A 24,534-nucleotide genomic window follows, 5' to 3' on the forward strand; every position below is an offset into this window, starting at 1 on the left:
ACAGCGATTGCTTAAATAACAATCGCTTGTGGAGCATCCTTAGGGCGCTCGACTACTTCGCCAACTGTCCACGCTTTTAAGCCTTGAGCAGTTAATAACTTGATGGCAGCATCTGCTTGGCTTGGAGCAACAATTACCACCATGCCGATACCGCAGTTGAAGACGCGGACCATCTCAGCATCAGCTACGCCACCCTTCATCTGCAACCAACGAAAGAGCTCAGGCATTTGCCAGCTACTACGATGCAAAACTGCTTGTGTGTTTTCTGGGAGAACCCGTGGAACGTTATCCACTAAGCCACCACCAGTAATATGAGCCATACCCTTCACATCAATTTCAGAAATCAGCTTGAGAAGCGGCTTCACGTAAATCTCTGTTGGAGCCATCACAACATCGCCCAATGGACGACCACCTAAATCATCGCTTGGCTTGGCGCCAGCGCGCTCAATAATTTTACGTACCAATGAATATCCATTGGAGTGAGCGCCACTAGAGCCGATTGCCAGCACCACATCGCCAGGCACAATCGTATTGCCCGTAATGATTTTTGATTTCTCAACAGCGCCTACTGCAAATCCAGCGAGATCATATTCGCCTGGTGGATACATTCCTGGCATCTCAGCGGTTTCACCACCAATTAATGCGCAGCCAGATAATTCGCAACCTTTCGCAATACCGCCCACGACAGTAGCGGCCGTATCAACAGTTAACTTACCGCAAGCAAAATAATCCAAAAAGAAGAGAGGCTCAGCGCCCTGAACCAAGATGTCATTCACGCTCATGGCTACCAAGTCTTGACCAATAGTGTCGTGGCGATTCCACTCAAAAGCCAATCTCAACTTTGTTCCAACGCCATCAGTCCCAGAAACCAATACTGGCTCTTTATAGCGCTTGGGCACCTCAAAAAGGGCACCAAAACCACCAATTCCGGCTAAAACGCCTTCTCGCATGGTCTTCTTAGCAAGGGGTTTAATCCGATCGACTAAGTCATCTCCAGCGTCAATATCGACGCCAGCATCACGGTAGGAAAGGCCTTTTGTGGAGGAATTGCTTGAAGATGTCATATCAGAGATGGAATATTGGTGAAAAATGGCACTTGGTCAGTAGAATCATTGAATTCTAGAGGATTACTCAACATGGCAGAAATTTTTACCCCTTTTCTCACCGCTTTTATCCTAGCTTATATCCTACGGCCTGCTTTCCTATGGCTCCAAGGACGCCGCTTGCACCCAATCTTGGCTGCTGCACTCACCGTCATATTTGGTTTAGGGGTGGTGTTGGCAATTTTGACTCTTTTCATCACCTTGCTTAAAACAGAGTTGCCTTTGATTAAAGAGCAATTACCCGGCTGGATTCAAAACACCCAAGCATGGCTTGAGCCCCAGTTAGCCCATATGCATATTCATGTGAAATGGGACACCCTCAGAGACACCGCAACTCAAAAAATTACAGAACACCTTAGCGAAAATGCTGAAACCTTAATGGGCAGCACTTTTGAGACGCTCTTATCATCAGGTAGCTCTGTGATCACAGGTTTTGTCAACTCGGTACTTATTTTATTTGTACTGTTTTATTTATTGATTGATTGGAACCAATTCTTTCAATATATGCAACAGCTTGCACCGCGTCGTGCCCAGGCAACTATTCGTCACCTTGCGATGCATACCGATGGTTTGCTATCACAATATTTGCGCGGCATGATCATCGTGATTTCCATCATGTCTGTTTTCTATAGCGTGGGCCTGAGTATTGTTGGCGTCAGGGGGGCGGTTGCCTTGGGTGTATTCACTGCACTCATGATTGTCATACCCTATATTGGTATCGCGCTGGGCTTAAGTCTCTCAGTCATCTCTGCAATTTTGCAATTTGGTCTTGGGCCTGAACTACTTGGTGTTCTGGGTATATACGGATTAGGTCAAATTCTTGAGGGCTTCTTTCTAACGCCCCGCCTGGTTGGTGAGCGCATTGGTCTACATCCAGTTGCAGTCTTGTTTGCGTTACTCCTTTTTGGCAATCTTTTTGGCTTCTTTGGTGTGCTTTTAGCTTTGCCAATTAGCGCAATTGCCCTGGTCTTAGTGCAATACCTGTGGTCTGTTTACACGCAAAGTTCTTGGTATCAAAAATAATTTCGCATTAATGAATACCAGCTCACTTCCTAGACAATTTGCCCTAGATATTAGTCACGCCCCTAAAGCCAGTTTAGAAAACTACTTACCAGGCAAAGATCTTGCTTTGGTGTCTGCATTAAGGGCGCTATGTAAAGCTTGGGAGGAAGTGCCTGAAGCGCAATCCAATAATCCGCTGAACCATCGCTGGATATATTGGTGGGGGCCAGCAGGATCGGGGCGCACCCATTTGCTCGAAGCAATGAGAAATACTGCCGAGCATTTAGGGCTTGAATATTTCTCCCTCTACCCCAAAGAGCCGAGCGCCTGGGTTCGTCTTGAAGAAAAAATATCTGGCCTAGGGCAAAGTGCTGCCCCCTCACTCATCACTGTGGACGATGTAGAAAGCCTGGATGAACGCTTAGTCGCCGCATTATTTCGTATTCTCAATGGTGTACAGGCCAGCAAAAACATCTCTATTTTGATGGCTGGTAAATCTGCTCCAGCCAATCTCAATCTGCGTGAAGACCTGCGTACCCGCTTGGCCTGGGGATTGGTCTTTCAGACCCAACTTTTAGGGGATGATGAGAAAATACAGGCATTAGAACAAGCCGCTAAGGCTCGAGGACTAGTCTTATCGCCAGATGTATTGCCCTGGCTATTAAATCGCTTTTATCGAGATATGCCTAACTTAATGGCCTTAATGGATGCTTTGGATGCGTATTCACTGGAAACCAAACGTGCAGTAACCTTGCCTTTGGTACGCGAACTCCTTCAGCCAAAATAATTTATTAAAGATTTCATTTGTGACCCAATTAGCTCTCTTCGACTTAGACCACACTTTATTGCCATGCGATAGCGATTATGAGTGGGGGCAATTTTTAGCCCGGATTGGCGTAGTCGATAGCAAATACTATGCAACCCAAAATGAACGCTTCTATCAGGATTACAAAGAAGGCAAGCTCGATATTCATGAGTTTTTGCGCTTTGCCTTAAAACCTCTTTCAGAACATTCGCGCGCCCAACTCAAAGAGTGGCATGACGCCTTTATGGATGAGGTAATTCATGGTCAACTTCGTCAGCAAGCACTGGACCTCGTAAAGCGACATCAAGATCAGGGTGATATTTGCTGCGTGATCACGGCAACGAATAGTTTTGTTACCCGCCCCATTGTGGAGCGCTTTGGTATTGAGCATTTGATTGCTACTGAACCGGCAACAACCAATGACGTTCCCTTAGCCAATTACACTGGTGAAGTGAAGGGTATCCCCAATTTCCGCGAAGGCAAGATTCAAAATCTCCAGAATTGGCTGGCGAGTCAAAATCTTTCCTTAAGCCAATTACCGTATAGCTATTTTTACTCAGACTCAATGAATGACTTGCCCTTGCTAGAACAAGTCAGTCGCCCAGTTGCCACCAACCCTGATGATCGCCTACGGCATGAAGCCAAACAACGCGGTTGGCCCGTTCTTGAATTGTTTGCATGATCACTAAATTTATTAAACGCATCTTGCGTCGTGACCCCATGGTCAGACATACGCAAGTGAATCAGTCTAGGGCGCCAAAACGTATTGCCAAGAGAATCCATCGCATTGATCCGCATTTGCTTTCTAAAAATGCAGTCAAAGTTACTCACACACTGCAACAGGCTGGATTCGAAGCATTTATTGTCGGTGGCGCTGTTCGTGATCTGGTTTTAGGAATTGGTCCAAAGGATTTTGACGTTGCTACCAACGCCACCCCCGATCAAGTGCAAAGACTTTTTCGTAAAGCGCGCTTAATTGGTCGTCGCTTTCAGATTGTTCATGTCACCTTTTTTGGTAAAGGCCATCCTGAAATTATTGAAGTCTCCACTTTCAGGGCACTACTCGATAACGCTGGTGACCATGTTGCGGAAAGCGGTCGTATTCTGCGCGATAACGTTTGGGGCTCACAAGGTGAAGATGCGGCAAGACGCGATTTCACCATCAATGCGATGTACTACGATCCCTCTACAGAAACTGTGCTCGATTACCACGGCGGCATGGCCGATATGGAAAAGAAAACCTTGCGCATGATTGGTGATCCTGCTAAACGCTACCGTGAAGATCCCATCCGCATGCTGAGAGCTATCCGCTTTGCTGCCAAAACTGGATTTCATTTAGATCCAGCGACACGCGCGCCAATCGCTAAGCTAAGCAATCTATTACATGACGTTCCTTCTGCCAGACTTTTTGATGAAATTCTTAAGCTCTTGATGTCGGGATATTCTTGGGCAGCCATTCAAGGTCTGCGTGATGCAGGCTTACATCATGGTCTTTTGCCATTGCTAGATCACATCTTAGATAGTGGTGCTGATTCTAAGGGCGCTAATGATTTCGTGAAATTGGCGCTAGCCAATACGGATCAACGCATTCAATCCGGTAAAAGTGTTTCTGCAGGATTCTTATTCGCTACCCTGCTTTGGCCAGATCTCCTTAAGAATTGGAAGGCCAATATTGCCAAAGGGATATCTAATATCCCGGCTCTACATGATGCGATGGACGACACGATTGCTACGCAAAGCAGTGGGATGACGATTCAAAGACGCTTTGAGAGTGACATGCGCGAGATTTGGGCTATGCAACCCCGTTTCGAAAAACGCGTCGGTCGCTACCCCTATCGCCTGATTGAATCGCCACGGTTTAGGGCTGGTTATGACTTTATGCTCCTGCGTTGTGCGACTGGCGAACAAGATTCTGCCCTAGGGGAGTGGTGGACCAGCTTTATCGCCGCAGACCCAGCAGGTCAAGATGCCTTGATGGCCAGCGCCAAGACTGAGCTAGGGAGCGGCGCCACATCTCCAGCAAAGCGTCGTCGTCGCAGAAAACCTAAAACTACTACGCCTCCAGAAACTTCAGCAAGCTAAGCAGACTTCAAAAAAATTCAGTAAAGTAGTTTCATCTTGGGTTTGGAATCTTATGGCAAGAGCTTTTATTGGATTTGGTGGAAATATCGGCGATACACGTCAGCTCATTACTGACGCAATCGTATGCTTAGCACTGCGCTCTGAATTGCAAATTCTTACAAAAAGCTGCTTTTATCAAAGTGCTCCTGTGGAAGCGACAGGTGGTGACTATATCAACGCCGTCATTGAAATCGAAACTGAACTTAGCCCATACGGCTTATTGCATCTTTGCCAAGCCATTGAACAGCAGTTCGGTAGAGAGCGTCCATACTCAAATGCGCCCCGCACGCTTGATCTCGATATCCTCTCTTTTGAGGGCGTCACTCAAAATGAAACTGAGCTGATGTTGCCCCACCCCAGAATTATCGAGCGCTCTTTTGTTCTTCTTCCCCTCCTGGAAATAGCCCCTGATTTTTTCTTACCCAATTTAGGGGAACTCAAAGCCTATCTCCCTAAAGTAGCCCACCAAAGAATCGAAAAACTCCCCTGCAGGAACTGCAATTGCGGAGAAAAAGACGTTTATAGCCAATCGGCGCATTAATTCATTAAACTCTCGCCATGAGTTACTTACAAGGCGATAAGCCAATTACCATCACCAAACTACTCTCAATGCATGCTGAGGGTGAAAAAATCACCATGCTAACTGCATATGATTCGACCATGTCCGCACTATTAAATCGTTGCGGGGTTGAATCTATCCTGATTGGTGATTCCCTAGGAAATGTGATTCAAGGTTATTCCAGCACTACCCCCGTGACCATTGAACAAATGGCTTATCACACCGAATGTGTGGCACGTGCAAATACTCAAGCATTTTTAATTGCTGATTTGCCGTTTGCTAGTTATGGTGACCCTGTTCAAGCTCTAGACTCTGCTGCCGAGCTCATGCGTGCTGGTGCTGATATGGTTAAGCTTGAAGGTGGCGGAGATTGGCAAGTTGAGATCATTGAGTACTTAGTGGAGCGAAGTGTTCCGGTGTGTGCCCACCTTGGTTTATTACCCCAGTCAGTTCATCTCTTGGGTGGTTACAAGGTCCAAGGTAAATCAAAGGATGCTGCTACGATCATGCTCGAACAAGCAATCGATTGCCAAGATGCAGGTGCACAGATGGTAGTACTTGAAGCAATTCCTTCGACTCTAGGTGAAAAGATTACTGCTGAACTTCATATTCCCACCATCGGAATTGGTGCGGGACCCGATTGCTCAGGTCAAGTATTGGTTCTGCAAGACATGCTGGGTATTAGCCCTGGTAGACCACCCAAGTTTGTCAAAAACTTTATGGATGGCCACCACTCCATTGAAGCCGCTATCAAAGCCTACGTACGCGAAGTCAAGTCCGGCAAGTTTCCCGGACTAGAAAACGCCTTTGCGGGCTAGTGGAAGAAGCTCTTCACACCCTCAAACCAACCTTTTTGCTGCGGATTGTGTTTATCCCCGCCAGACTTGAGGCTTGCATCAAACTTCTGCAGTAATTTCTTCTGCTCTTCATTCAGCTTGACAGGCGTTTCAACCAGTACATGAACAAATAGATCGCCTACTAAAGTCGAACGCAATCCTTTAATACCTTTATTGCGCAAGCGGAAGGTCTTGCCAGTCTGAGTGCCTTCTGGAATCGGAAACTCCACTCGTCCTGAGAGTGTAGGCACTTCAATTTCACCACCAATCGTCGCTGTAGCAAATGAGATTGGCATCTGCACATGCAAATCACTACCATCACGCTCAAATACGGGATGGGGTTTGACGCGCACCTCTACATAAAGATCGCCAGAAGGGCCGCCGTTGATGCCGGGCTCGCCATTACCGACTGAGCGAACGCGCATGCCATCATCAATGCCGGCTGGGATTTTGATTTCTAGGGTTTTTTGCTCTTTATGCTTACCAGTACCGTGACAAGTCTTGCAAGGCTTTGGAATGTACTCACCAGTGCCGCGACATTTTGGACAGGTTTGCTGCATCGAGAAGAAGCCTTGCTGTACCCGAACTTGACCGTGGCCATCACAGGTAGGACACTTCTCTGCTTTTGTTCCAGGCTCTGCACCAGTGCCATGACAGGGTTTGCAATTGCTCCAGCTAGGCACCCGAATTTGAGTGGTATACCCTTCAGCAGCCTGCTCAAGAGTAATGTCCATGTTGTAGCGTAAATCAGCGCCTTTATAGACTTGTGGGCCGGATTGACGACCGCCACCTTGACCAAAAATATCCCCGAAGATATCGCCAAACGCATCAGCAAATCCGCCGCCGCCGAAGCCACCGCCGCCAAAGCCGCCACCCATCGATGGGTCTACGCCAGCATGGCCATACTGGTCATAAGCAGCACGCTTATTAGGATCGGTTAGCGTTTCATAAGCCTCTTTAGCTTCTTTGAATTGGGCTTCAGCTGTTTTGCTATCGGGATTGCGATCCGGGTGATACTTCATTGCCAACTTACGATAAGCTTTTTTTAGCTCTTCTTCGCTGGCACCTCTTGTTACACCAAGCACTTCATAAAAATCGCGTTTACTTTTAGGCACGGCCTATTCCTCTCAACAACCTGAATGACACAAGTCGGCACGAGGCCGACTTGTTATTTAAGTACATCAAAACTACCTTATAAGATTTCCAATGACTTGATTATTTCTTGTCATCAACCTCTTTAAAGTCAGCATCAACCACATCAGCATCGGGTGCTGCTCCAGGAGCGGCACCACTAGGAGCTGCACCAGCTGCGGCACCTGCTTTAGCCTGTTCAGCAGCCATGACTTTCTCGCCCAGCTTCTGACTCGCTTTACCCAAAGCCTCAGTCTTCGCTTCAATCACTTCTTTATCGCTGCCTTTAATTGCTTCGTCCAACTCCTTGAGAGCGGCTTCAATTGCTTCTTTTTCAGAGGTCTCTAATGCAGCGCCATGCTCCTCTAGAGCTTTCTTAGTGGAGTGAGCCAAAGCATCAGCAGTATTGCGTGCCGTTACCAACTCAAGCGCTTTCTTATCTTCAGCTGCATTAGCTTCGGCGTCTTTCACCATGCGCTGAATTTCTTCTTCAGTCAAACCAGAGTTTGCCTTGATGGTGATCTTGTTCTCTTTGCCAGTAGTTTTGTCTTTTGCAGTCACGTGCAAAATACCGTTAGCATCAATATCAAAGGTCACTTCAATTTGTGGCATACCGCGCTGGGCAGGTGCAATCCCTTCCAGGTTAAATTCACCGAGCAACTTGTTTGCAGCAGCCATCTCGCGCTCACCCTGGAAGCACTTAATAGTTACAGCTGGCTGATTGTCTTCCGCGGTGGAGTAAACCTGTGAATGCTTGGTAGGAATGGTTGTGTTCTTAGGAATCATCTTGGTCATTACGCCACCAAGGGTTTCGATACCCAATGACAACGGAGTAACGTCCAAGAGCAATACGTCTTTACGATCGCCAGACAATACAGAACCTTGAATTGCAGCACCAACAGCCACTGCTTCATCTGGGTTTACGTCTTTGCGTGGCTCTTTACCAAAGATTTCTTTTACTTTGTCTTGTACTGCAGGCATACGAGTTTGACCGCCGACCAAAATCACGTCGTCGATATCCGCCACGTTCACGCCAGCATCTTTAATGGCAGTTAAGCAAGGACCAGCAGTACGATTAATCAGCTCTTCAACCAATGACTCCAACTTGGCACGAGTCAACTTCAAGTTCAAATGCTTCGGACCGCTAGCGTCAGCCGTCACGTAAGGCAAGTTAATTTCGGTTTGTTGTGCAGATGACAACTCGATTTTGGCTTTTTCAGCAGCGTCTTTCAAACGTTGCAATGCCAAAACGTCTTTACTCAAATCAACGCCTTGCTCTTTCTTGAACTCAGCAATGATCCAGTCAATGATGCGTTGGTCAAAGTCTTCACCGCCCAAGAAAGTATCGCCGTTAGTGGAGAGCACTTCAAATTGCTTTTCGCCATCTACGTTTGCAATTTCAATGATTGAAACGTCGAATGTACCGCCGCCTAAGTCATATACAGCAATCTTGCGATCCACTTTGTCTTGCTTATCTAAGCCGAACGCTAATGCAGCTGCAGTTGGCTCATTGATGATACGTTTTACATCTAAGCCTGCGATACGACCAGCATCTTTGGTTGCTTGACGTTGGCTATCGTTAAAGTAAGCAGGAACAGTAATCACCGCTTCAGTAACCTCTTCACCGAGATAGTCTTCAGCAGTCTTTTTCATCTTGCGCAAAATTTCTGCAGAAACTTGCTGTGGGGCCATTTTTTTATCGCGCGCTTCAACCCAAGCATCACCATTGTCCGCTTGAACAATTGCGTAAGGCATGAGGCCAATATCTTTTTGTACTTCAGGATCGGTAAATTTACGACCCATCAAGCGCTTCACTGCGTAAATTGTATTTTTAGGGTTTGTCACTGATTGACGCTTTGCTGGCGCGCCAACCAATACTTCGCCATCTTCAACGTAAGCGATGATGGATGGAGTTGTGCGAGCGCCTTCTGCATTCTCGACAACTTTAGGTGCATTGTTTTCTACAACTGAAACGCACGAGTTAGTGGTTCCTAAGTCGATTCCGATAATCTTTCCCATAATGGCTCCAAAAAATTAAATTGCTTTGTTGTACTTCTGGTTGATGTTTGGTAACTCGCTTGAATTACCGAAAATATTTCAATACCCAATAAATGGGGTCTAAAAAGGGGAATTCAAGGGCTGAAATAGGAAAAAGGCAGAAATCTGCCTTTTTCATGTCATTTTTGGGGTTTTACCCCAATGATTGAGCTTATTTAGGGGCGCTGACGGTCACCAAAGCGGGTCTGAGCACACGGTCTGCCACGGTATAGCCCCGCTGAAGGACAGAAACCACGGTATTGGCATCCTGCTCAGAAGGAACTGAGGCAATTGCCTGATGGTGGTGGGGATCAAATTTATCACCTACCGCAGGGTTAATTTCTGTCATCCGCCCTTTTTCGAAGGCAGATAAGAGTTGCTTCAAGGTAATTTCCAGACCTTCCTTGAAGGCCTTGGCATCAGTTGCATCAGTACTTAGCGCAGCATAAAGACTATCCGTTACTGGCACTAAATGTTCCGCAAAACTCTCAATTGCAAATTTGTGGGCCTTCGCAATATCTTCCACAGCACGACGGCGAATGTTTTCACCTTCAGCTTTGGCGCGCAAGAAATTGTCCTGGAGCTCACCAATTTTTTCATTGAGCGCAGCAATCTCTTGCTCAGGTGTTTTTGGAACTGCTTGCGCTGTTGCCTCTGCAGTTGCTTCTACCGCGGGTTCAGCCGCAGCTTGGTCTTGCTCTGGAGAAGGGTTTTGATTTTCTTGTGTCATGGAGATGCATTCACTTTTCGATAATAGGGACGATTACTTTGCTATGTGGGGCTAGTTTATTGAATTTCAAGTCTTGGCTTTTTCAGCTTGCTCAGCTCTTGCTGCACGTTGGGCAAGCTCCTCATTGGACTCAGCGCCTAAAGACCATCCTAACAAATGCTGATAAGCAATATCGCTTAAGGCCTCGATCCACTTTGGATTGCTGTTTAAGCAGGGAATATAGCGGTAATCATTGCCGCCATGATCTAGGAAGATCTCTTTAGCCTCCATTGCAATCTCTTCAAGAGTCTCCAAACAATCGGCCGGAAATCCTGGGCAAAAAATATCGAGTCGCTGACAACCTTCTTTTGCTAATTTTTCTACTGTAGGGGCGGTATAAGGCTTTAACCACTCCGCTTTACCAAAACGAGATTGAAAGGTCACGATGTATTGGCCTGGCTCAAGACCTAAGGATTCCCCAAGCAGACGCCCCGTTTTAAGGCACTCACAATGGTAGGGGTCACCCTTCATTAAATTGCGTTTTGGCAAACCGTGAAAGGACATCACAAAACGATCACCTCTTGCAAAATCAGGACGCCCATCTTTATCCCAATGACTGAGAACTTGATCTCTCAATGCAGAGATATAAGCAGGGTTATCGTGATAATGCTTTACCAAGCGCAACTCTGGTTGATTGCGCCATGTGCCGAGCACCCGAAAGACTTCATCAAAGCTAGATGCCGTCGTTGTGGCTGAATACTGTGGGTATAAGGGTAAGAGCAATAAGCGCTCCATACCTTGCGCTTGAAGACTTTGAAGGGTTTCCTGGGTCGACGGTTTGCCGTAGCGCATCGCCAAATCCACTAAAACAGTATGGCCTTCGTTGGCAAATTTCTCACCAAGTTCTTTGGCTTGTAAACGCGAGTAATGCATCAGGGGTGAGCCTAACTGAGGTAACCAAATTGATGCATATTTTTTGGCGGAGGCGCTACTGCGAATCGGCAAGATGATTCCATTTAATATGCACCACCAAATAATGCGGGGGATTTCAACTACGCGTGGATCAGAAAGAAATTCTTTTAAATACGCTCTCACCGCTTTAGGTGTTGGCGCAGAAGGCGTTCCTAAATTTAACAACAGCACTGCTGTTTTAGAAGCTCGTAAGTGTGGGTTTGGATTCAAAGCGGTGCCTTTAATAATTGTTTAAGAGCTCAATGCGCCAGATAATAATTTCGATGTAATGTCGACAATTGGAATGACTCTGTCATACGCCATACGGGTTGGGCCAATCACACCCAAAGTACCAACAATTTGGCCATCTACGCTATAGGGCGCGCTGATGACCGCTAAATCCTCATAGGGTAATAGATCACTCTCGCCGCCAATAAAAATTTGGATGCCATCTGCATGACTAGATACATCGAGCAATTGCATCAGTACTGATTTTTGCTCCAACATATCGAACATCCTGCGCAACTTGTCAAGGTTTGAACTCAGTTCACCGACGTTAAGCAAACGACGTTCGCCTGAAAGTACCATCTCGCCACGACTCATATCGTAATCAGCGACACCCGTTTGAAGCGCCAAGGCCATCAAACCTGAAATGTCTGTTCGTAAATTATCTAGATCCGATTTGAGATGCATACGCACTTGCTCAAAACTTTTACCAGCAAACTGAGAGTTGATGTAATTGCCAGCCTCAATCAATTGACTGGGGGTGTAATCCTGAGTGGTCGGCAGAATGCGATTTTGGACATCCCCTTCTGGGGTCACCATAATCAGCAAAATCTTACCTTCGCCTAGACGCAAAAACTCGATATGTTTAAAAACCTGAGCGCGCTTTGGAGTAATGACAACCCCAGCGAAATGGGTCAAATTAGACAAAATCTGCGCAGCAGAGTTCAAGACCCGCTGTGGCGAGTCTGGCAAGAGACCTTTTTCGACCTCACGGGCAGCCATCTCCTCAAGGGGTCGAACGGTCACCATGGTGTCGACAAACAAACGGTAGCCTTGTGGTGTCGGAATTCGACCTGCAGAGGTATGCGGGCTGGTCACCAAGCCCATTTCCTCTAAATCCGCCATCACATTCCGAATGGTGGCTGCGGATAGGTCTAAACCTGAAAATCTGGATAGGGTTCGGGAACCAATAGGCTGACCCTCCTCGATATAGCGCTCGATGAGGGTTTTGAGTAAGGCGCGGGAACGTTCGTCCATGATGGAAAGGATTTTATGCCTATGGTTTAATCGTTATATGTTAAGCCCATCCCCAAATTCCACCAAGAAGGCATTTAGCCGGGTTGCGCTTGTCGGCAAATTTCAAGCGGACGGCATTGAGGAACGCCTCAATGACATCGCCAAGCTCCTCACTGGATTAGGTTGCGAAGTCTTTATCGAGGCAGATACTGCCAACCATCTGGGACTAAAGGGCTATTCCACCAAAACTGCGCAGGACTTTGCTGGAGCAATTGACCTTGTCGTGGTCTTGGGTGGCGACGGCACGATGTTGGGAATTGCCCGTCAGTTAGCAGGCAGCAATGTGCCACTAGTGGGCATCAATATGGGTCGCCTTGGCTATATGACCGATATTCCCATTCAGTCCGTACAAACCACCCTACCGAAAATGATTGCCGGCGAATATGAAGCTGACACCAGAACATTGTTAGACGCGGTTGTGATTCGTGATGGTAAGGAAATTAATCGCGCCTTGGCACTCAATGATGTGGTTGTTAATCGCTCTGGCATCTCTGGGATGGTCGAGCTAGCAGTTCATGTCAATGGCTCCTTCATGTACAACCAACGCTCTGATGGTTTAATAGTCTCCACTCCTACAGGCTCAACTGCTTATGCACTTTCTGCTGGCGGCCCCATCTTGCACCCTCACGTTGCAGGCATTCTGCTGGTACCAATTGCGCCGCACTCACTCTCCAATCGCCCCATCGTCTTACCGAAAGATAGCCTGACAGTGATTGAAGTAGTCAATGGCCTTGAAGTAATTGTCAATTTTGACATGCAGTCTCAAACAGATTTGCAAGCTGGTGACAAAATTGAAGTGCGTCAATCTGATAAAACGATCGCCCTACTTCATCCCAGCAATCACAGCGACTACAAAACTTTGCGCGAGAAGCTGCATTGGAATGAATACCCATCGACATTCTGATGTCGAGTACTTTGCTACGCTAAGCCATGCTTCAAACCATCTCACTTCGTGACTTTGTCATTGTTGATCAGCTTGAACTAGATTTTTCTACTGGCTTTACTGTACTCACTGGCGAAACTGGCGCTGGAAAATCCATTCTCTTAGATGCCTTGAGCCTAGTGCTTGGAGAACGCGCTGACAGCAGCCAAATTCGTGAGGGCTGCAATCGCGCAGAAATCTCTGCCCGCTTTCAAATTGAGGATGACCAAATACAACGCTTCACTCAGTGGCTTGATGAGCAAGGCTTTCCAATTGAAGATGAAGGACATAGTCTTTTACTCAAGAGAACAGTCGAGAGCAATGGAAGAAGTCGCGCATTTATTAATGGCAGCGTGGCAACCTTGGCACAACTGCGCGAAGCTGGGGATCAACTAGTAGATATTCATGGGCAGCACGCGCATCAACTTCTCCTCAAGGGTGGCGCGCAACGGGAATTACTCGATCGACATGCTGGTTTGCTACTGCTAGCTAGTGAAGTCGCTCAAGCATTTAAAACCCTGAATGATTCGCGCCGAAAATTAGAGCAGGCTGAGAATGCCGGACAAGATATCGAGAGAGAACGGGAACGTCTGGAATGGCAACTTGAAGAGCTCACGGCTTTATCTCCACTCGAAGGTGAGTGGTCAAGCATTCAAGGTGAGCATGCTCGCCTAGCCAATGGTGCCAAACTCATTGGCGGCTGCCAAGAGGCAATTGAAGTATTGAGTGATTCTGATAACGCAATTGAATCCAGCCTTTCTAAAGTCTGCAGCAATATCAGCACCTTAGCGGAGCATGATCCCGCCTTAAATAGCATCAGCGACTCCTTGCAAAGCGCACAAATTCAACTGGATGAAGCCATTCATAGCCTGAATCGCTACGTACAGAAACTTGATCTTGATCCCGATCGTCTTGTGCAAGTGGAAGAACGCATGCAAGCACTCCATGGGGCTGCTCGAAAATATCGTACCGATACCGATGAGCTTCCAAAGCTACTACTAGAAACTAGTGAGCGACTCGATGCATTAACGGCTTCACAAAATATTGATGCCCTTCGTGAAAAAGTCCAGCAAGAAGAAGTTGCTTATCTCAAGCTTGCCAAACAACTATCCCAAAAACGGAAAGCAGCTGCAACTGATCTTGGCACATTGGTTACCAATGCTATGCAAGACCTGTCGATGGCAGGTGGACGCCTAGAAATCGCCCTCATACCGCTTGCCGAAGGTGGCTCCTACGGATTGGAGCAGATTGAGTTTCTTGTAGCCGGTCATGCTGGCAGCACACCGCGCGCCCTTGCCAAGGTTGCGTCTGGGGGAGAGCTTGCCAGGATTAGCTTGGCCATTAGCGTCATCACCAGCAAAGCCTCATTCACGCCTACCTTAATCTTTGATGAGGTTGATGCCGGTATTGGTGGAGCAGTTGCTGAAACTGTTGGCAAACTCCTGCATCAACTAGGTCAATCCCATCAAATTCTCTGTGTCACCCATTTACCGCAGGTTGCTGCTCAAGGAAATCATCATTTCAAAGTCAGCAAAGCGCAAAGTGGTGAGAAAACCATTTCTCAAGTTCAACCCTTGGGCAGAGTAGAACGTGTTGAAGAAGTGGCCCGAATGTTAGGTGGCGCAACGATTACAGATACTACACGTCGCCACGCCCGCGAATTGCTAGAACAAAGCTAAGTTGTTTAATTCGCTGAAGGTGCTTTAAAAATCTTTAGCCATAGCACCATCACAGCATCTCTAGCAGCAATCAACTCAGGTTCATCTTCAATGTTGATGCGTGTTTTTTCTGCACCGTCTAAGCGCAAGCGGTGCTGGCGAGACCGTAACAAGCGGTAAGCATTCCCGACCAATAAAGCAGCCTCGCGATCTATTAGACCGGCTTCGCCAGCAATCCGCAGCAGTGCAATATTGCCTAGGTTATGAATGAGCTGCTCGTGTTGGTGGGAATATGCCAGCACCAGATACTGAACAATAAATTCAATATCGACCATACCGCCAGAATCATGCTTGAGATCAAATAGACCGCTTACATTGGGGTGTCCGGCGTGCACTTTTCGGCGCATCTCTAGAATTTCAGTCCGAAGATGGTCAATATCCCGCTTTTGGCTCAGCACCTCTGCTCTCACCTGATCAAAATCAGCTCCGACTGCAACATTACCTGCTGAGCAACGCGCCCGCGTGAGGGCTTGGTGCTCCCATACCCAGGCAGCGTTATTGCCTTCGCGCATTTGGTATTTCTTAAACGCATTAGCATTTGTCACCAAAAATCCTGCCGAGCCATTGGGCCGCAAACGGGTATCAATCTCAAATAAACTACCAGTCGCCGTAAAAGCAGTTAGCCAGTTGATCATTCGTTTTGCTAAGAGTGCATAAATTTCTTGAGCTGAAAAATCAGATTCATCGGATTGGTAGAGGAAGACTAAATCTAAATCGGAGGCATACCCCAATTCTTTGCCGCCCAACTTCCCGTAAGAGATGATTGCAAATGGTGGGGCTGTTTTAACCACTTCCTGAGCTAGGCCAAATTTTTGTGCAACCTCAGGCCACACACGCTCAAAAGTGATCTGCAAAATCAAGTCTGCTAAAGCTGATAAATGATCACTCACCTTTTCCACCGGCAGCGCCTGCTCAACCCCAATACCTAAATCAGCTAAAAGCGTAATGAATGTTTCTGTATGGTGGGTGACTCGCAAAATATCCATAGCTTGCTCAGAACCATCAGCATCGGACATCACGTCATCAAGACGAATGTTCAAATTGGCTTTGACTTCATGCCAATACTCTTCAGGATGCTCGATCAAAGCTTGTTCAGTGCGAGAGTTCAGTAAGTGATCCAACAAATGGGGGTGTCGAGTCAGGTACTGCGCGCCCCAATGAGAAGCTTTTAATAAGTCCAATACATTTAGCAATGCTCTGGGGTACTCAGCCAAAATAGAGAGATAAGCACTGCGCCTCGCGATAGCCTCTAACAAATCAAAAAAACGTAATAAGGTTTGATCAGCATGAGTTCGATCAACGCCATCCTCACTCAAAATACGAGCAGCTGTCCGCATTAAATTAACAAAAATTAAGCGACTCTTCTCGGGCAACTGTCTTTGCTTGGGGCTCTCAACCCAAGCCTGCCAGCGCAGCAATGACTGTGGAAAAACTTGGGACGGCGGCTCCCAAGCAAGATCGATTGGCGCAAGATCCAAGCGAAGACTGTCATCCAGTAAAAATGCCTTCTCAAAAAGAGCGGCAACATTATTTTGATGGCGATCTAACTCAGCCATAAAGCCATCGACATCCAGGCTCTGATCTTTATCAGCCATGGCAGCTGCTAAACGTTCACGAGCAGAAAGATCATCGGGGAGGTAATGCGTTTGCTGATCATCCCAAACCTGCAGGCGATGTTCTAGGCGCCTCAGAAATCTGTATGCTGCCTGCAAGGACTCAACCTCTTCAGTTGGCAAGGCGCCCTTTTGTCCAACCCAATTGAGCACTTCTAGGGTGGGGCGCACTCTAAAGCGGGGATCAGTACCACCCCGCATCAGCTGGAACATTTGCGCAAGAAACTCAATTTCCCGAATACCGCCTCGACCTAATTTAATGTCCCGCGAACGACCTTGATGATGAGAGGATCTTTTATCTGCTTCATGTTGAATCTGAGCATGAAGATCTCGTATGGAAGCGATTACCCCATAATCCAAATGCCGGCGGTATACAAATGGCCGAATGAGCTGCTCCAACTCTTTTGCGCAATGTTCATAATTTGCCGTTCCAGGCGAAGGAGCAATCAGGCGCCCCTTAATCCAGGCATAACGCTCCCACTCCCTGCCTTGCACGATCAGGTACTCTTCGAGCATGTCCAAACTACAAACCAATGGGCCAGAGTCGCCATTGGGTCTTAGGCGCATGTCCACCCGAAATACAAAGCCATTCTCGTCAAGCTCGGCCAGTAACTTCATGAGTCGTTTGCCCATGCGAGAAAACCATTCTTGATTCGATAGGCTTTGAGGGCCCCCTAGGGTTTCACCCTCGTGCTCGTACAAGAAAATTAAATCAATATCAGACGATAGATTGAGCTCAAGGCCGCCAAGCTTGCCCATACCAACCACCATCAACGGCATTTCTGAATGACTGGTCATGCTCCAGGGCAAACCAAAGCGACTCTGGAGATCTTGCCGAATATACGCAATGGATTTTGCGATTGCTAACTCGGCAAACTGACTAAGACTATGGGTGACCTCATCCAAATCAGCCATTCCATTGAGATCCCGAAAAGCAATCCACAGCATGAGGCGCTGTCTAGCCAGGCGTAAATTGGCCATAAACTGGGACTCGTCTTGGGATGCAGCTGCACTCTCAATTTCACAAGCGGCTAACAAATCGGCAATTCCCTGCAAATTCAGCTTTTTTGACCCCTGGATTCGAAGCCAATCAACCCACTCAGGGCGAGCATTGAGCCAGCGACGCGCATAAGTCGAATGCTGCTCTAAAAATGCGATTTGCCGAGAAAATTCATCCATTCCCCCATCTTAATCTGTCGCCAGAAGCTTGGCGACCCAGTAAAGGCTGACGGATAATAGAGCTCATGCTGCAAAAGTTCATTCCGCCTCGCCTCAAGAGCGTGCTTGCAAAACGTCCTCAAGGTTCTGGTGGACTTTGGCGTAAACGCGCGCTCATTCTTTGCGGATTGATTTTGCTACTCATGGTGGTTGGCCACCTCGGCATTCGTTTTATTGTTTGGCCTCAAATTGAAAAATCCAAAGCATCAGTAGAGCGACTCCTTAGCGCTCGGATTGGCACCAATGTCACCATGGACGAATTGAAAGTCTCCTGGACTGGCATCCGACCCAATTTTGAAATTGAAGGTTTGCGTTTTAATAGCCCAGACAAGACGAAACCCTTATTACAAATTTCAAAAATTAGCGGGGAGCTTAGCTGGAATTCTTTCTATCACCTAACGCCTTACTTTCATGAGCTCAATTTCAAAGGCGCTGAAATTTATGCTCAAAGAAATGCTAAAGGGATCATCACCATTGCGGGAATTCCGATACACAGCAATTCAGGAGATCATGGTTTTGAAGACTGGCTATTTTCTCAAGACGATATTTTGGTGAGTGACGTCAAACTCTATTGGACTGATCAGCAGGATAACAAGGCGCCTACTACCATTGAGATTCAAAATTTATCGCTCAGCAATGGCATTCGAAGTCACAAAGCGCTTCTCACCACTCGCACACCATGGACTACTGGGCCACTGGAGATCAAGGCTGACTTTGTTCACCACCTAGGCGGTCAAGCGGGCGATTGGCGTGATTGGATTGGCACTGTTTCCTGGAATCTCAATGATCTGAATCTCACTCAAATTTCTAAGGAGTTTTCTGTTCCCCTCAATACTCTAGAGGGCAAGTTGAGCTCCAGAGGAAAACTAAAACTGGATAACGGAAAACCAGATGGCGGCGAAGCCTATATTGCCGCTGACAATCTCACTATCCAGCTAGCAAAAAATGAGGATGCTATTGCCCTTGGTCGACTAGAGACAAATGTGGTTCAAGAAAATGAAAGTGGGCTCATTTCTATCACTACCAAAACATTTGCATGGCGAGATGCCGAGAGCCCGAATACAGCACCACTCGAAAATTTAAGCCCCATGACTTTTCGCTGGAAGCCACCGGGTGCTGATGGTGAGATTAAAGAATTTGGATTTTCTTCACCAAAAATCCTGGTGGAAGACATTGCCTTATTTGCGCTGAACCTACCCCTATCGAAAAAAGTACATCAATGGATTAAAGTTTCTGAAGCCGACGGAGAGCTCCAAGATCTTGACATTCACTGGTCAGAAAGTAAGTCTCCATTATCAGCACTCAATATTCCAGGCGGCTGGTTTAAATCGAATAAGCTTGATTTTTCAGTCAGCGCCAAACTGATTAACCTGAGCTTCGTAGGCATCAACAAATCGATGCCTTCTGTTACTAATCTCTCAGGCTTTGTCTCCGGCGATCAAAATCAGGGTAGCCTCACTTTAAATTCCAAAAATCTGGGGCTTGAGATCAATGACTTTTTGGCCGACCCCAAAATTCAATTAGATCAAGCAAGCGGACAGATTTCCTGGTCTAAGAAAAGAGGAAATTGGCTAATTAATGCCAAACAACTCTCACTCAGTAATCCTGAAATTAATACGACCCTGAATCTGAGTTATCTCATCGGTGACCCTAAAAAACCCGATTTGATGACCTTGGATATGAACTTTGCCAAAGCAAACTTAACTTCTGCCTATCGCTATTTACCTCTTGGCATGGGCAAGGATGCCAGACTCTATTTAAGTAAGGCTTTTTCTGCGGGAACTATTCAGAACGGTAAGCTCCATATCAATGGCGACCCCAATGACGTTCCATTTCCTCGTGGTAACCCAGGCGACTTTACTTTAAGCCTGCCAATCGTAGGGGCAACATTCAGCCCAGCCCCACTGATACCAAGCAACCAGGGAGTGTGGTCTGCGTTCAGCAATATTGATGGCCTAATGACCATGCAAAACGCTGCGCTATCCATTGATATTGATCAGGCCAATTACAAACAAGTTGCACTGAAAAACTTTCATGCTGAAATTCCTAATGTCAGCGCAAATCATCTGACACTCTCCGCCAACGGTAATGCGCAAGGCGATGCTCCGCAAATGTTGGAGTATTTATTTGCATCTCCATTCGCTAAGAAACAAAATAAGCTTGAAAAGAATTTGCAAGTTAACGGCCCTGTAAACCTTGCTCTTGGACTAAAACTGCCGCTGTCTGGTGATGCCGATAGCAATATTGATATCAAACTAGATCTCAGTGGCAATAGGGTGCAATGGGCTAAATTGCCTCCACTTGAAAATCTCAAAGGAAAAATTCGGATTACCGAAATCCACCCAGAATTTGAAGACCTCACTGCCAATTTTTTAGGTGGGTCCTTAAGGATCGATAGTGCTCAGTCTGCATCAGGTCAGAGCTTCAATATTGCAGGTGATTTTTCTGCGGATTTCATTAAGAGTTATTTTGCGAATACGCTTAGGACAGATTCATCACCCATCCTCGATGGAATGAGTGGTCGAGCCAAGTATGAAGGCACTCTGAACTTCAATAAAGCAGGTAGTGAAACTAATCTCAAATTTGATCTGCGCGACTGGGCCAGCGCCTCACCCATCCCAGCCAGAAAACTGATGGGTGCGCCGATGCAAGGTCAACTTACTTTTAAAACTTTCCCAAATTCACAATCGGGTAATGACCGCTTTAGTTGGTCTGGCAAGTTTGGCGAACTCTATTCAGTTCAAGGAGAGGGTAATGGGGATGATGAATTGCGTTATGCACTAGGAATTGGTGCTCCTGCAATGCTCCCCCAAGATGGTTTCCACTTAAATTTGGCTAGTAATGAATTAAATCTTGATTCCTGGATTGAGTTTTTTGGAAAACAAAAGAAAAAGGGCTCTGCAACTGAATTGAATGATCCCAAAGCAAGCCCTATTCAGGTAACAGCCGAAATTAGAAAGCTCGCCCTGCAAGATCGCATCTGGCAGGACCTCAATTTATCCGCTGTCAGTAAAAATTCTGTATGGAAGCTACGCCTTAACTCACCTCAAGTGGCTGGCCAACTTCAATATCAAGAATCGAATCCAAGTTTTTACAGTGGACTTATCAGTGGGCGCCTCAGTCGTCTCACTATTCCAGACGAAGCTACGAAAGTAGAGCAGAAAAAAACAGTCAGCAAATCTAAATTGGATCCTGGAACGATCCCTAGTCTTGATGTATCAATCGATGAGTTCAATTGGTCTAAAGCTCAGCTTGGTCAAATCAAAATTAAAACCAAAAGCACTGCTAACTTACTCACCCTTGAGTCCCTGCAAGTAAATAATCCTCAAGGGAGCTCAATGGTTTCTGGGCAGTGGATGGGCGCAGCTCTGAATCAGACAGAGCACAGTAAGCTCAATATCGATATGGAGATCAAGGATGCAGGTCATATCATTGCCCACTGGAGTTCACAAAAATCTATTGAGGGCGGAAAAGGCAAACTCAATGCAAATGCAGAGTGGGATGGCTCTCCATTTACACCTCAATATGACTCTCTTGCGGGCAAGGTCAATCTTAACCTTGAAAAAGGACGCCTACTTGAAGTCAATACCAGTGGCGCCCAAATTCTGGATGTTTTAAGTTTGCAAAGTTTATTTAGATTTGCAACGTTTGATCTGCAAGGCAGCCTAGGCAATATTGTCACCAAAGGCACTCCTTTTAATAGCATCAACGCAAATTTTGAAGTGAGTAGTGGAATTGCACAAACCAAACAATTTTCTATGGGCTTAGATCAAGCTAGGGTGGCTATGACGGGACAAATCAATATTCCCAAACAAACTCAAGACCTACGCGTTACTATCTTCCCCACAATTGATGCAACCGCTGGATCATTAGCTGCTTTCGCAATTAATCCGATTGTTGGCCTGGGAGCATTGGTTGGCCAATACCTCATTACTAATCAAATCAATCGCAATTTTCAATCGGACTATTTAATCCAGGGCTCCTGGGAAAATCCCGAAGTCATTGCGCTAGATCAAAAAGGTCAGCCGATTGATGTAAAAACTTTAGAAACGATCCGCAATAAAGAACTTCTAAAAGAACAAGCGAAACCCAGCAACAATACGACTCCAAATCCAGTACCGCAGCCTCAACCCCAATGATTACATCCACTAATCCCCTTGAGCTACAGGTTACCTCTATTCAGATGGTCTCCACTCCCAGTGTGGATGAAAACATGGAGGTTGCTAACAACTTCATTCACGCCGCAGCTTCACAAGGCGCTCAATTAGTCGTGCTACCAGAATACTTTTGCTTAATGGGCCTTAAAGATACAGATAAGATCCGAGCAAGAGAAGCGATTGGTCAAGGCCCTATTCAAGATCGACTATCAGCTATTGCAAAAGAACATCAGGTGTACTTGGTTGCAGGAACCATTCCCCTTGTAGCTAAAGATCCGAATAAGGTTCTCAATACGACACTGGTGTTTGACCCAGCAGGCCAGCAAATCTCTCGCTACGACAAGATTCACCTATTTGGATTTCAAACAAATACAGAACGCTATCAGGAATCCGAAACGATTGAAGCTGGTGAACATCCCGGCATTCTGAAAATCTCTGTGGATGGTCAAGATTGGGCTTTTGGTCTTAGCATTTGCTACGACTTAAGATTCCCCGAGCTTTATCGCGCCCTAGGTCAGGTCGATTGCCACATTATTCCTGCTGCATTTACCTACACCACCGGCAAAGATCACTGGGAGATTCTTCTGCGAGCACGCGCAATTGAAAATCAATGTTACGTCTTAGCTTCAGCGCAAGGTGGCACCCACCCAAATCGTCGTAGAACCTGGGGCAATACTATGTTGATTGACCCTTGGGGCGAGGTATTAAGCAATCTCCCTGAAGGGCAGGGATTCATTTCAGGGGTATTGAGCAAAGATCGCTTAAACGAGGTACGCTCTAAGCTACCCGCACTTGCACACCGCAAGCTTTAAAGAAAGTTCTGCCGAATCACATGAATGCACCAGAAGCACTATTTCCCGCCAAGTGGGCCAAAGCCAAAAAGCAGGCAGATTTACTGAAACTGGCTAAATCCATTTTGCTTGAACCAACAGGATTATCAGAACAAGATTTGCATCAGACTTTTGGCAATATGTTTACCCACCGTCTTGACGATGCTGATCTATATTTTCAACATACTCGTAGCGAGAGCTGGAGTCTTGAAGAAGGAATTGTGAAATCCGGCAGCTTCAATATTGATCAAGGTGTTGGTGTCCGGGCTATATACGGCGACAAAACGGCTTTTGCCTATTCCGATGAAATTAATTTGGAAGCGCTTCACAAAGCGGCCAAAGCCACTCGGGTCATTGGTCCGCAAGGCGGGAAACAAGTGGTGGCTAGTAAATTATTTCATCCTGCATCTAATAAACTGTACTCCGACCTCAATCCACTGGACTCACTGCAACCCAAAGAAAAGATTGCTCTTCTAGAAAGCATTGAGCGTCGTGCAAAAGCCCGTGATCCTCGCATCATTCAAGTGATGGCAAGTCTTGCGGGTGAGTTTGATGTGGTGTTAGTGGTACGAGCTGATGGCTTGCTAGCAGCTGATGTGCGGCCCTTGGTGCGCGTGTCGGTACATGTGATTGCCGAGCAAAATGGTCGACGTGAATCCGGCTCCTCTGGTGGCGGCGCGCGCCATGACTATCATTATTTTGATACGGCACTAATCAACCAGTATGTAGATGAGGCCGTTGATGGTGCTTTAGTCAATCTAGATTCACGCCCCGCACCTGCTGGCCCAATGACTGTTGTGATGGGGCCAGGTTGGCCTGGAGTGCTATTGCATGAAGCTGTTGGGCATGGGCTTGAAGGTGACTTTAATCGCAAGGGCTCTTCAGCTTTTGCGGGTCGCATCGGTCAACGCGTGGCCGCAAAAGGGGTTACTGTAGTAGATGATGGCACGCTTACTGGCCGCCGAGGCTCATTGAATATTGATGATGAAGGCACACCCACTCAGTGCACTACCTTGATTGAGGATGGGATTCTGAAAGGCTATATTCAAGACAGTCTGAATGCCCGTCTCATGAAAATGCCTCTGACCGGTAATGGTCGCCGCGAAAGTTTTGCTTCACTTCCGATGCCGCGCATGACAAACACATATATGTTGGCCGGCAAGGATGATCCCCAAGAAATTGTGGCCAGCATTAAACGTGGACTTTATGCCGTCAATTTTGGTGGTGGCCAAGTGGATATCACCAGCGGTAAATTTGTGTTCTCCGCTTCTGAAGCGTATTGGGTAGAAAACGGCAAAATCCAATACCCTGTAAAAGGAGCAACCATTATTGGCAGCGGCCCGGAGTCCTTGAAGCAGGTCTCCATGATCGGCAACGACCTTAAATTAGATGGTGGTATCGGGGTGTGCGGCAAGGAAGGTCAAAGCGTTCCTGTCGGGGTTGGGCAGCCAACTTTGAGGATAGATAGCCTCACCGTGGGCGGAACCGCCTAAGATTGCCAAATTACGGCTTAAAATAGC

At 46.8% G+C, this 24,534-nt stretch carries 18 protein-coding genes; 11 read left to right on the plus strand and 7 right to left on the minus strand.

Features of this window, described 5'->3' with window-relative positions; all coding sequences use genetic code 11:
* Nucleotides 1-11: 11 nt before the first annotated feature.
* Nucleotides 12-1,064: a phosphoribosylformylglycinamidine cyclo-ligase gene (gene purM, locus IEN92_RS01965; RefSeq protein ID WP_216160088.1), complete on the minus strand. Its 1,053-nt coding sequence runs from the start codon at nucleotides 1,062-1,064 to the stop codon at nucleotides 12-14.
* 72 nt (nucleotides 1,065-1,136) lie between these two features.
* Between purM and IEN92_RS01970 the strand changes: the two genes are divergently transcribed.
* The 6 genes from IEN92_RS01970 to panB are packed head-to-tail and all read left to right on the plus strand — an operon-like array spanning nucleotide 1,137 to nucleotide 6,408.
* Nucleotides 1,137-2,126 (plus strand): AI-2E family transporter, encoded by a 990-nt coding sequence (locus IEN92_RS01970; RefSeq protein ID WP_215373877.1) that lies wholly within the window; start codon nucleotides 1,137-1,139, stop codon nucleotides 2,124-2,126.
* Between the two features lie 10 nt (nucleotides 2,127-2,136).
* Nucleotides 2,137-2,892: a DnaA regulatory inactivator Hda gene (gene hda / locus IEN92_RS01975; protein WP_216160091.1), complete on the plus strand. Its 756-nt coding sequence runs from the start codon at nucleotides 2,137-2,139 to the stop codon at nucleotides 2,890-2,892.
* A gap of 19 nt (nucleotides 2,893-2,911) precedes the next feature.
* Nucleotides 2,912-3,592, plus strand: a complete 681-nt coding sequence (locus tag IEN92_RS01980; protein ID WP_216160094.1) for an HAD-IB family hydrolase — start codon at nucleotides 2,912-2,914, stop codon at nucleotides 3,590-3,592.
* Nucleotides 3,589-4,992 (plus strand): polynucleotide adenylyltransferase PcnB, encoded by a 1,404-nt coding sequence (pcnB, locus tag IEN92_RS01985; RefSeq protein ID WP_216160097.1) that lies wholly within the window; start codon nucleotides 3,589-3,591, stop codon nucleotides 4,990-4,992. Before IEN92_RS01980 ends, pcnB begins: the two co-directional genes overlap by 4 nt.
* Before the next feature lie 52 nt (nucleotides 4,993-5,044).
* Nucleotides 5,045-5,572 carry a 2-amino-4-hydroxy-6-hydroxymethyldihydropteridine diphosphokinase gene (gene folK, locus IEN92_RS01990; protein WP_216160100.1) on the plus strand — a complete coding sequence of 176 codons (528 nt, stop codon included), beginning with the start codon at nucleotides 5,045-5,047 and terminating at the stop codon, nucleotides 5,570-5,572.
* Between the two features lie 17 nt (nucleotides 5,573-5,589).
* Nucleotides 5,590-6,408, plus strand: coding sequence for a 3-methyl-2-oxobutanoate hydroxymethyltransferase (gene panB / locus IEN92_RS01995; RefSeq protein ID WP_215373887.1), 819 nt, complete (start codon nucleotides 5,590-5,592; stop codon nucleotides 6,406-6,408).
* Here the strand turns inward: panB and dnaJ are convergent.
* From dnaJ to hrcA, 5 genes are all read right to left on the minus strand, one after another.
* The gene (gene dnaJ, locus IEN92_RS02000; RefSeq protein ID WP_216160103.1) at nucleotides 6,405-7,541 is read right to left on the minus strand and encodes a molecular chaperone DnaJ; all 1,137 of its coding nucleotides are present in this window, start codon (nucleotides 7,539-7,541) and stop codon (nucleotides 6,405-6,407) included. The genes panB and dnaJ overlap by 4 nt on opposite strands.
* A gap of 100 nt (nucleotides 7,542-7,641) precedes the next feature.
* Complete coding sequence (gene dnaK / locus IEN92_RS02005) at nucleotides 7,642-9,576, minus strand: molecular chaperone DnaK (protein ID WP_216160106.1); 1,935 nt, start codon at nucleotides 9,574-9,576, stop codon at nucleotides 7,642-7,644.
* Between the two features lie 190 nt (nucleotides 9,577-9,766).
* Nucleotides 9,767-10,324, minus strand: coding sequence for a nucleotide exchange factor GrpE (grpE, locus tag IEN92_RS02010; protein ID WP_216160108.1), 558 nt, complete (start codon nucleotides 10,322-10,324; stop codon nucleotides 9,767-9,769).
* A 66-nt stretch (nucleotides 10,325-10,390) separates the two neighbouring features.
* Nucleotides 10,391-11,485, minus strand: coding sequence for a ferrochelatase (hemH, locus tag IEN92_RS02015; protein ID WP_216160111.1), 1,095 nt, complete (start codon nucleotides 11,483-11,485; stop codon nucleotides 10,391-10,393).
* Nucleotides 11,486-11,506: 21 nt separating this feature from the next.
* Nucleotides 11,507-12,517, minus strand: coding sequence for a heat-inducible transcriptional repressor HrcA (hrcA, locus tag IEN92_RS02020; protein WP_216160114.1), 1,011 nt, complete (start codon nucleotides 12,515-12,517; stop codon nucleotides 11,507-11,509).
* A gap of 37 nt (nucleotides 12,518-12,554) precedes the next feature.
* On the opposite strand from hrcA, the gene IEN92_RS02025 reads away from it, so the two are divergent.
* Nucleotides 12,555-13,460 (plus strand): NAD kinase, encoded by a 906-nt coding sequence (locus IEN92_RS02025; protein ID WP_215373897.1) that lies wholly within the window; start codon nucleotides 12,555-12,557, stop codon nucleotides 13,458-13,460.
* Nucleotides 13,461-13,486: 26 nt separating this feature from the next.
* Nucleotides 13,487-15,157, plus strand: coding sequence for a DNA repair protein RecN (gene recN, locus IEN92_RS02030; RefSeq protein ID WP_216160116.1), 1,671 nt, complete (start codon nucleotides 13,487-13,489; stop codon nucleotides 15,155-15,157).
* Between the two features lie 5 nt (nucleotides 15,158-15,162).
* Here the strand turns inward: recN and glnE are convergent, their stop codons facing one another.
* Nucleotides 15,163-17,988, minus strand: coding sequence for a bifunctional [glutamate--ammonia ligase]-adenylyl-L-tyrosine phosphorylase/[glutamate--ammonia-ligase] adenylyltransferase (gene glnE, locus IEN92_RS02035; protein ID WP_216160119.1), 2,826 nt, complete (start codon nucleotides 17,986-17,988; stop codon nucleotides 15,163-15,165).
* 65 nt (nucleotides 17,989-18,053) lie between these two features.
* On the opposite strand from glnE, the gene IEN92_RS02040 reads away from it, so the two are divergent.
* The 3 genes from IEN92_RS02040 to tldD are packed head-to-tail and all read left to right on the plus strand — an operon-like array spanning nucleotide 18,054 to nucleotide 24,507.
* The gene (locus tag IEN92_RS02040) at nucleotides 18,054-22,166 is read left to right on the plus strand and encodes a YhdP family protein (protein ID WP_216160122.1); all 4,113 of its coding nucleotides are present in this window, start codon (nucleotides 18,054-18,056) and stop codon (nucleotides 22,164-22,166) included.
* Nucleotides 22,163-22,996, plus strand: a complete 834-nt coding sequence (locus IEN92_RS02045) for a carbon-nitrogen hydrolase family protein (protein ID WP_216160125.1) — start codon at nucleotides 22,163-22,165, stop codon at nucleotides 22,994-22,996. Before IEN92_RS02040 ends, IEN92_RS02045 begins: the two co-directional genes overlap by 4 nt.
* Nucleotides 22,997-23,016: 20 nt before the next feature.
* Nucleotides 23,017-24,507, plus strand: coding sequence for a metalloprotease TldD (gene tldD / locus IEN92_RS02050; protein ID WP_251366728.1), 1,491 nt, complete (start codon nucleotides 23,017-23,019; stop codon nucleotides 24,505-24,507).
* The last annotated feature ends 27 nt before the right edge of the window (nucleotides 24,508-24,534 follow it).

The sequence above is a fragment of the Polynucleobacter sp. MWH-Creno-3A4 genome, assembly GCF_018881885.1.
In the GTDB taxonomy this organism is placed as follows: domain Bacteria; phylum Pseudomonadota; class Gammaproteobacteria; order Burkholderiales; family Burkholderiaceae; genus Polynucleobacter.

Coding starts and splice junctions, on each gene's coding strand:
- hrcA (WP_216160114.1), bottom strand. CDS start 12,517: ATGGACGAACGTTCCCGCGCCTTACTCAAAACCCTCATCGAGCGCTAT.
- hda (WP_216160091.1), top strand. CDS start 2,137: ATGAATACCAGCTCACTTCCTAGACAATTTGCCCTAGATATTAGTCAC.
- glnE (WP_216160119.1), bottom strand. CDS start 17,988: ATGGATGAATTTTCTCGGCAAATCGCATTTTTAGAGCAGCATTCGACT.
- tldD (WP_251366728.1), top strand. CDS start 23,017: ATGAATGCACCAGAAGCACTATTTCCCGCCAAGTGGGCCAAAGCCAAA.
- recN (WP_216160116.1), top strand. CDS start 13,487: ATGCTTCAAACCATCTCACTTCGTGACTTTGTCATTGTTGATCAGCTT.
- IEN92_RS01970 (WP_215373877.1), top strand. CDS start 1,137: ATGGCAGAAATTTTTACCCCTTTTCTCACCGCTTTTATCCTAGCTTAT.
- IEN92_RS02040 (WP_216160122.1), top strand. CDS start 18,054: ATGCTGCAAAAGTTCATTCCGCCTCGCCTCAAGAGCGTGCTTGCAAAA.
- IEN92_RS02045 (WP_216160125.1), top strand. CDS start 22,163: ATGATTACATCCACTAATCCCCTTGAGCTACAGGTTACCTCTATTCAG.
- IEN92_RS02025 (WP_215373897.1), top strand. CDS start 12,555: ATGTTAAGCCCATCCCCAAATTCCACCAAGAAGGCATTTAGCCGGGTT.
- grpE (WP_216160108.1), bottom strand. CDS start 10,324: ATGACACAAGAAAATCAAAACCCTTCTCCAGAGCAAGACCAAGCTGCG.
- panB (WP_215373887.1), top strand. CDS start 5,590: ATGAGTTACTTACAAGGCGATAAGCCAATTACCATCACCAAACTACTC.
- purM (WP_216160088.1), bottom strand. CDS start 1,064: ATGACATCTTCAAGCAATTCCTCCACAAAAGGCCTTTCCTACCGTGAT.
- dnaK (WP_216160106.1), bottom strand. CDS start 9,576: ATGGGAAAGATTATCGGAATCGACTTAGGAACCACTAACTCGTGCGTT.
- folK (WP_216160100.1), top strand. CDS start 5,045: ATGGCAAGAGCTTTTATTGGATTTGGTGGAAATATCGGCGATACACGT.
- pcnB (WP_216160097.1), top strand. CDS start 3,589: ATGATCACTAAATTTATTAAACGCATCTTGCGTCGTGACCCCATGGTC.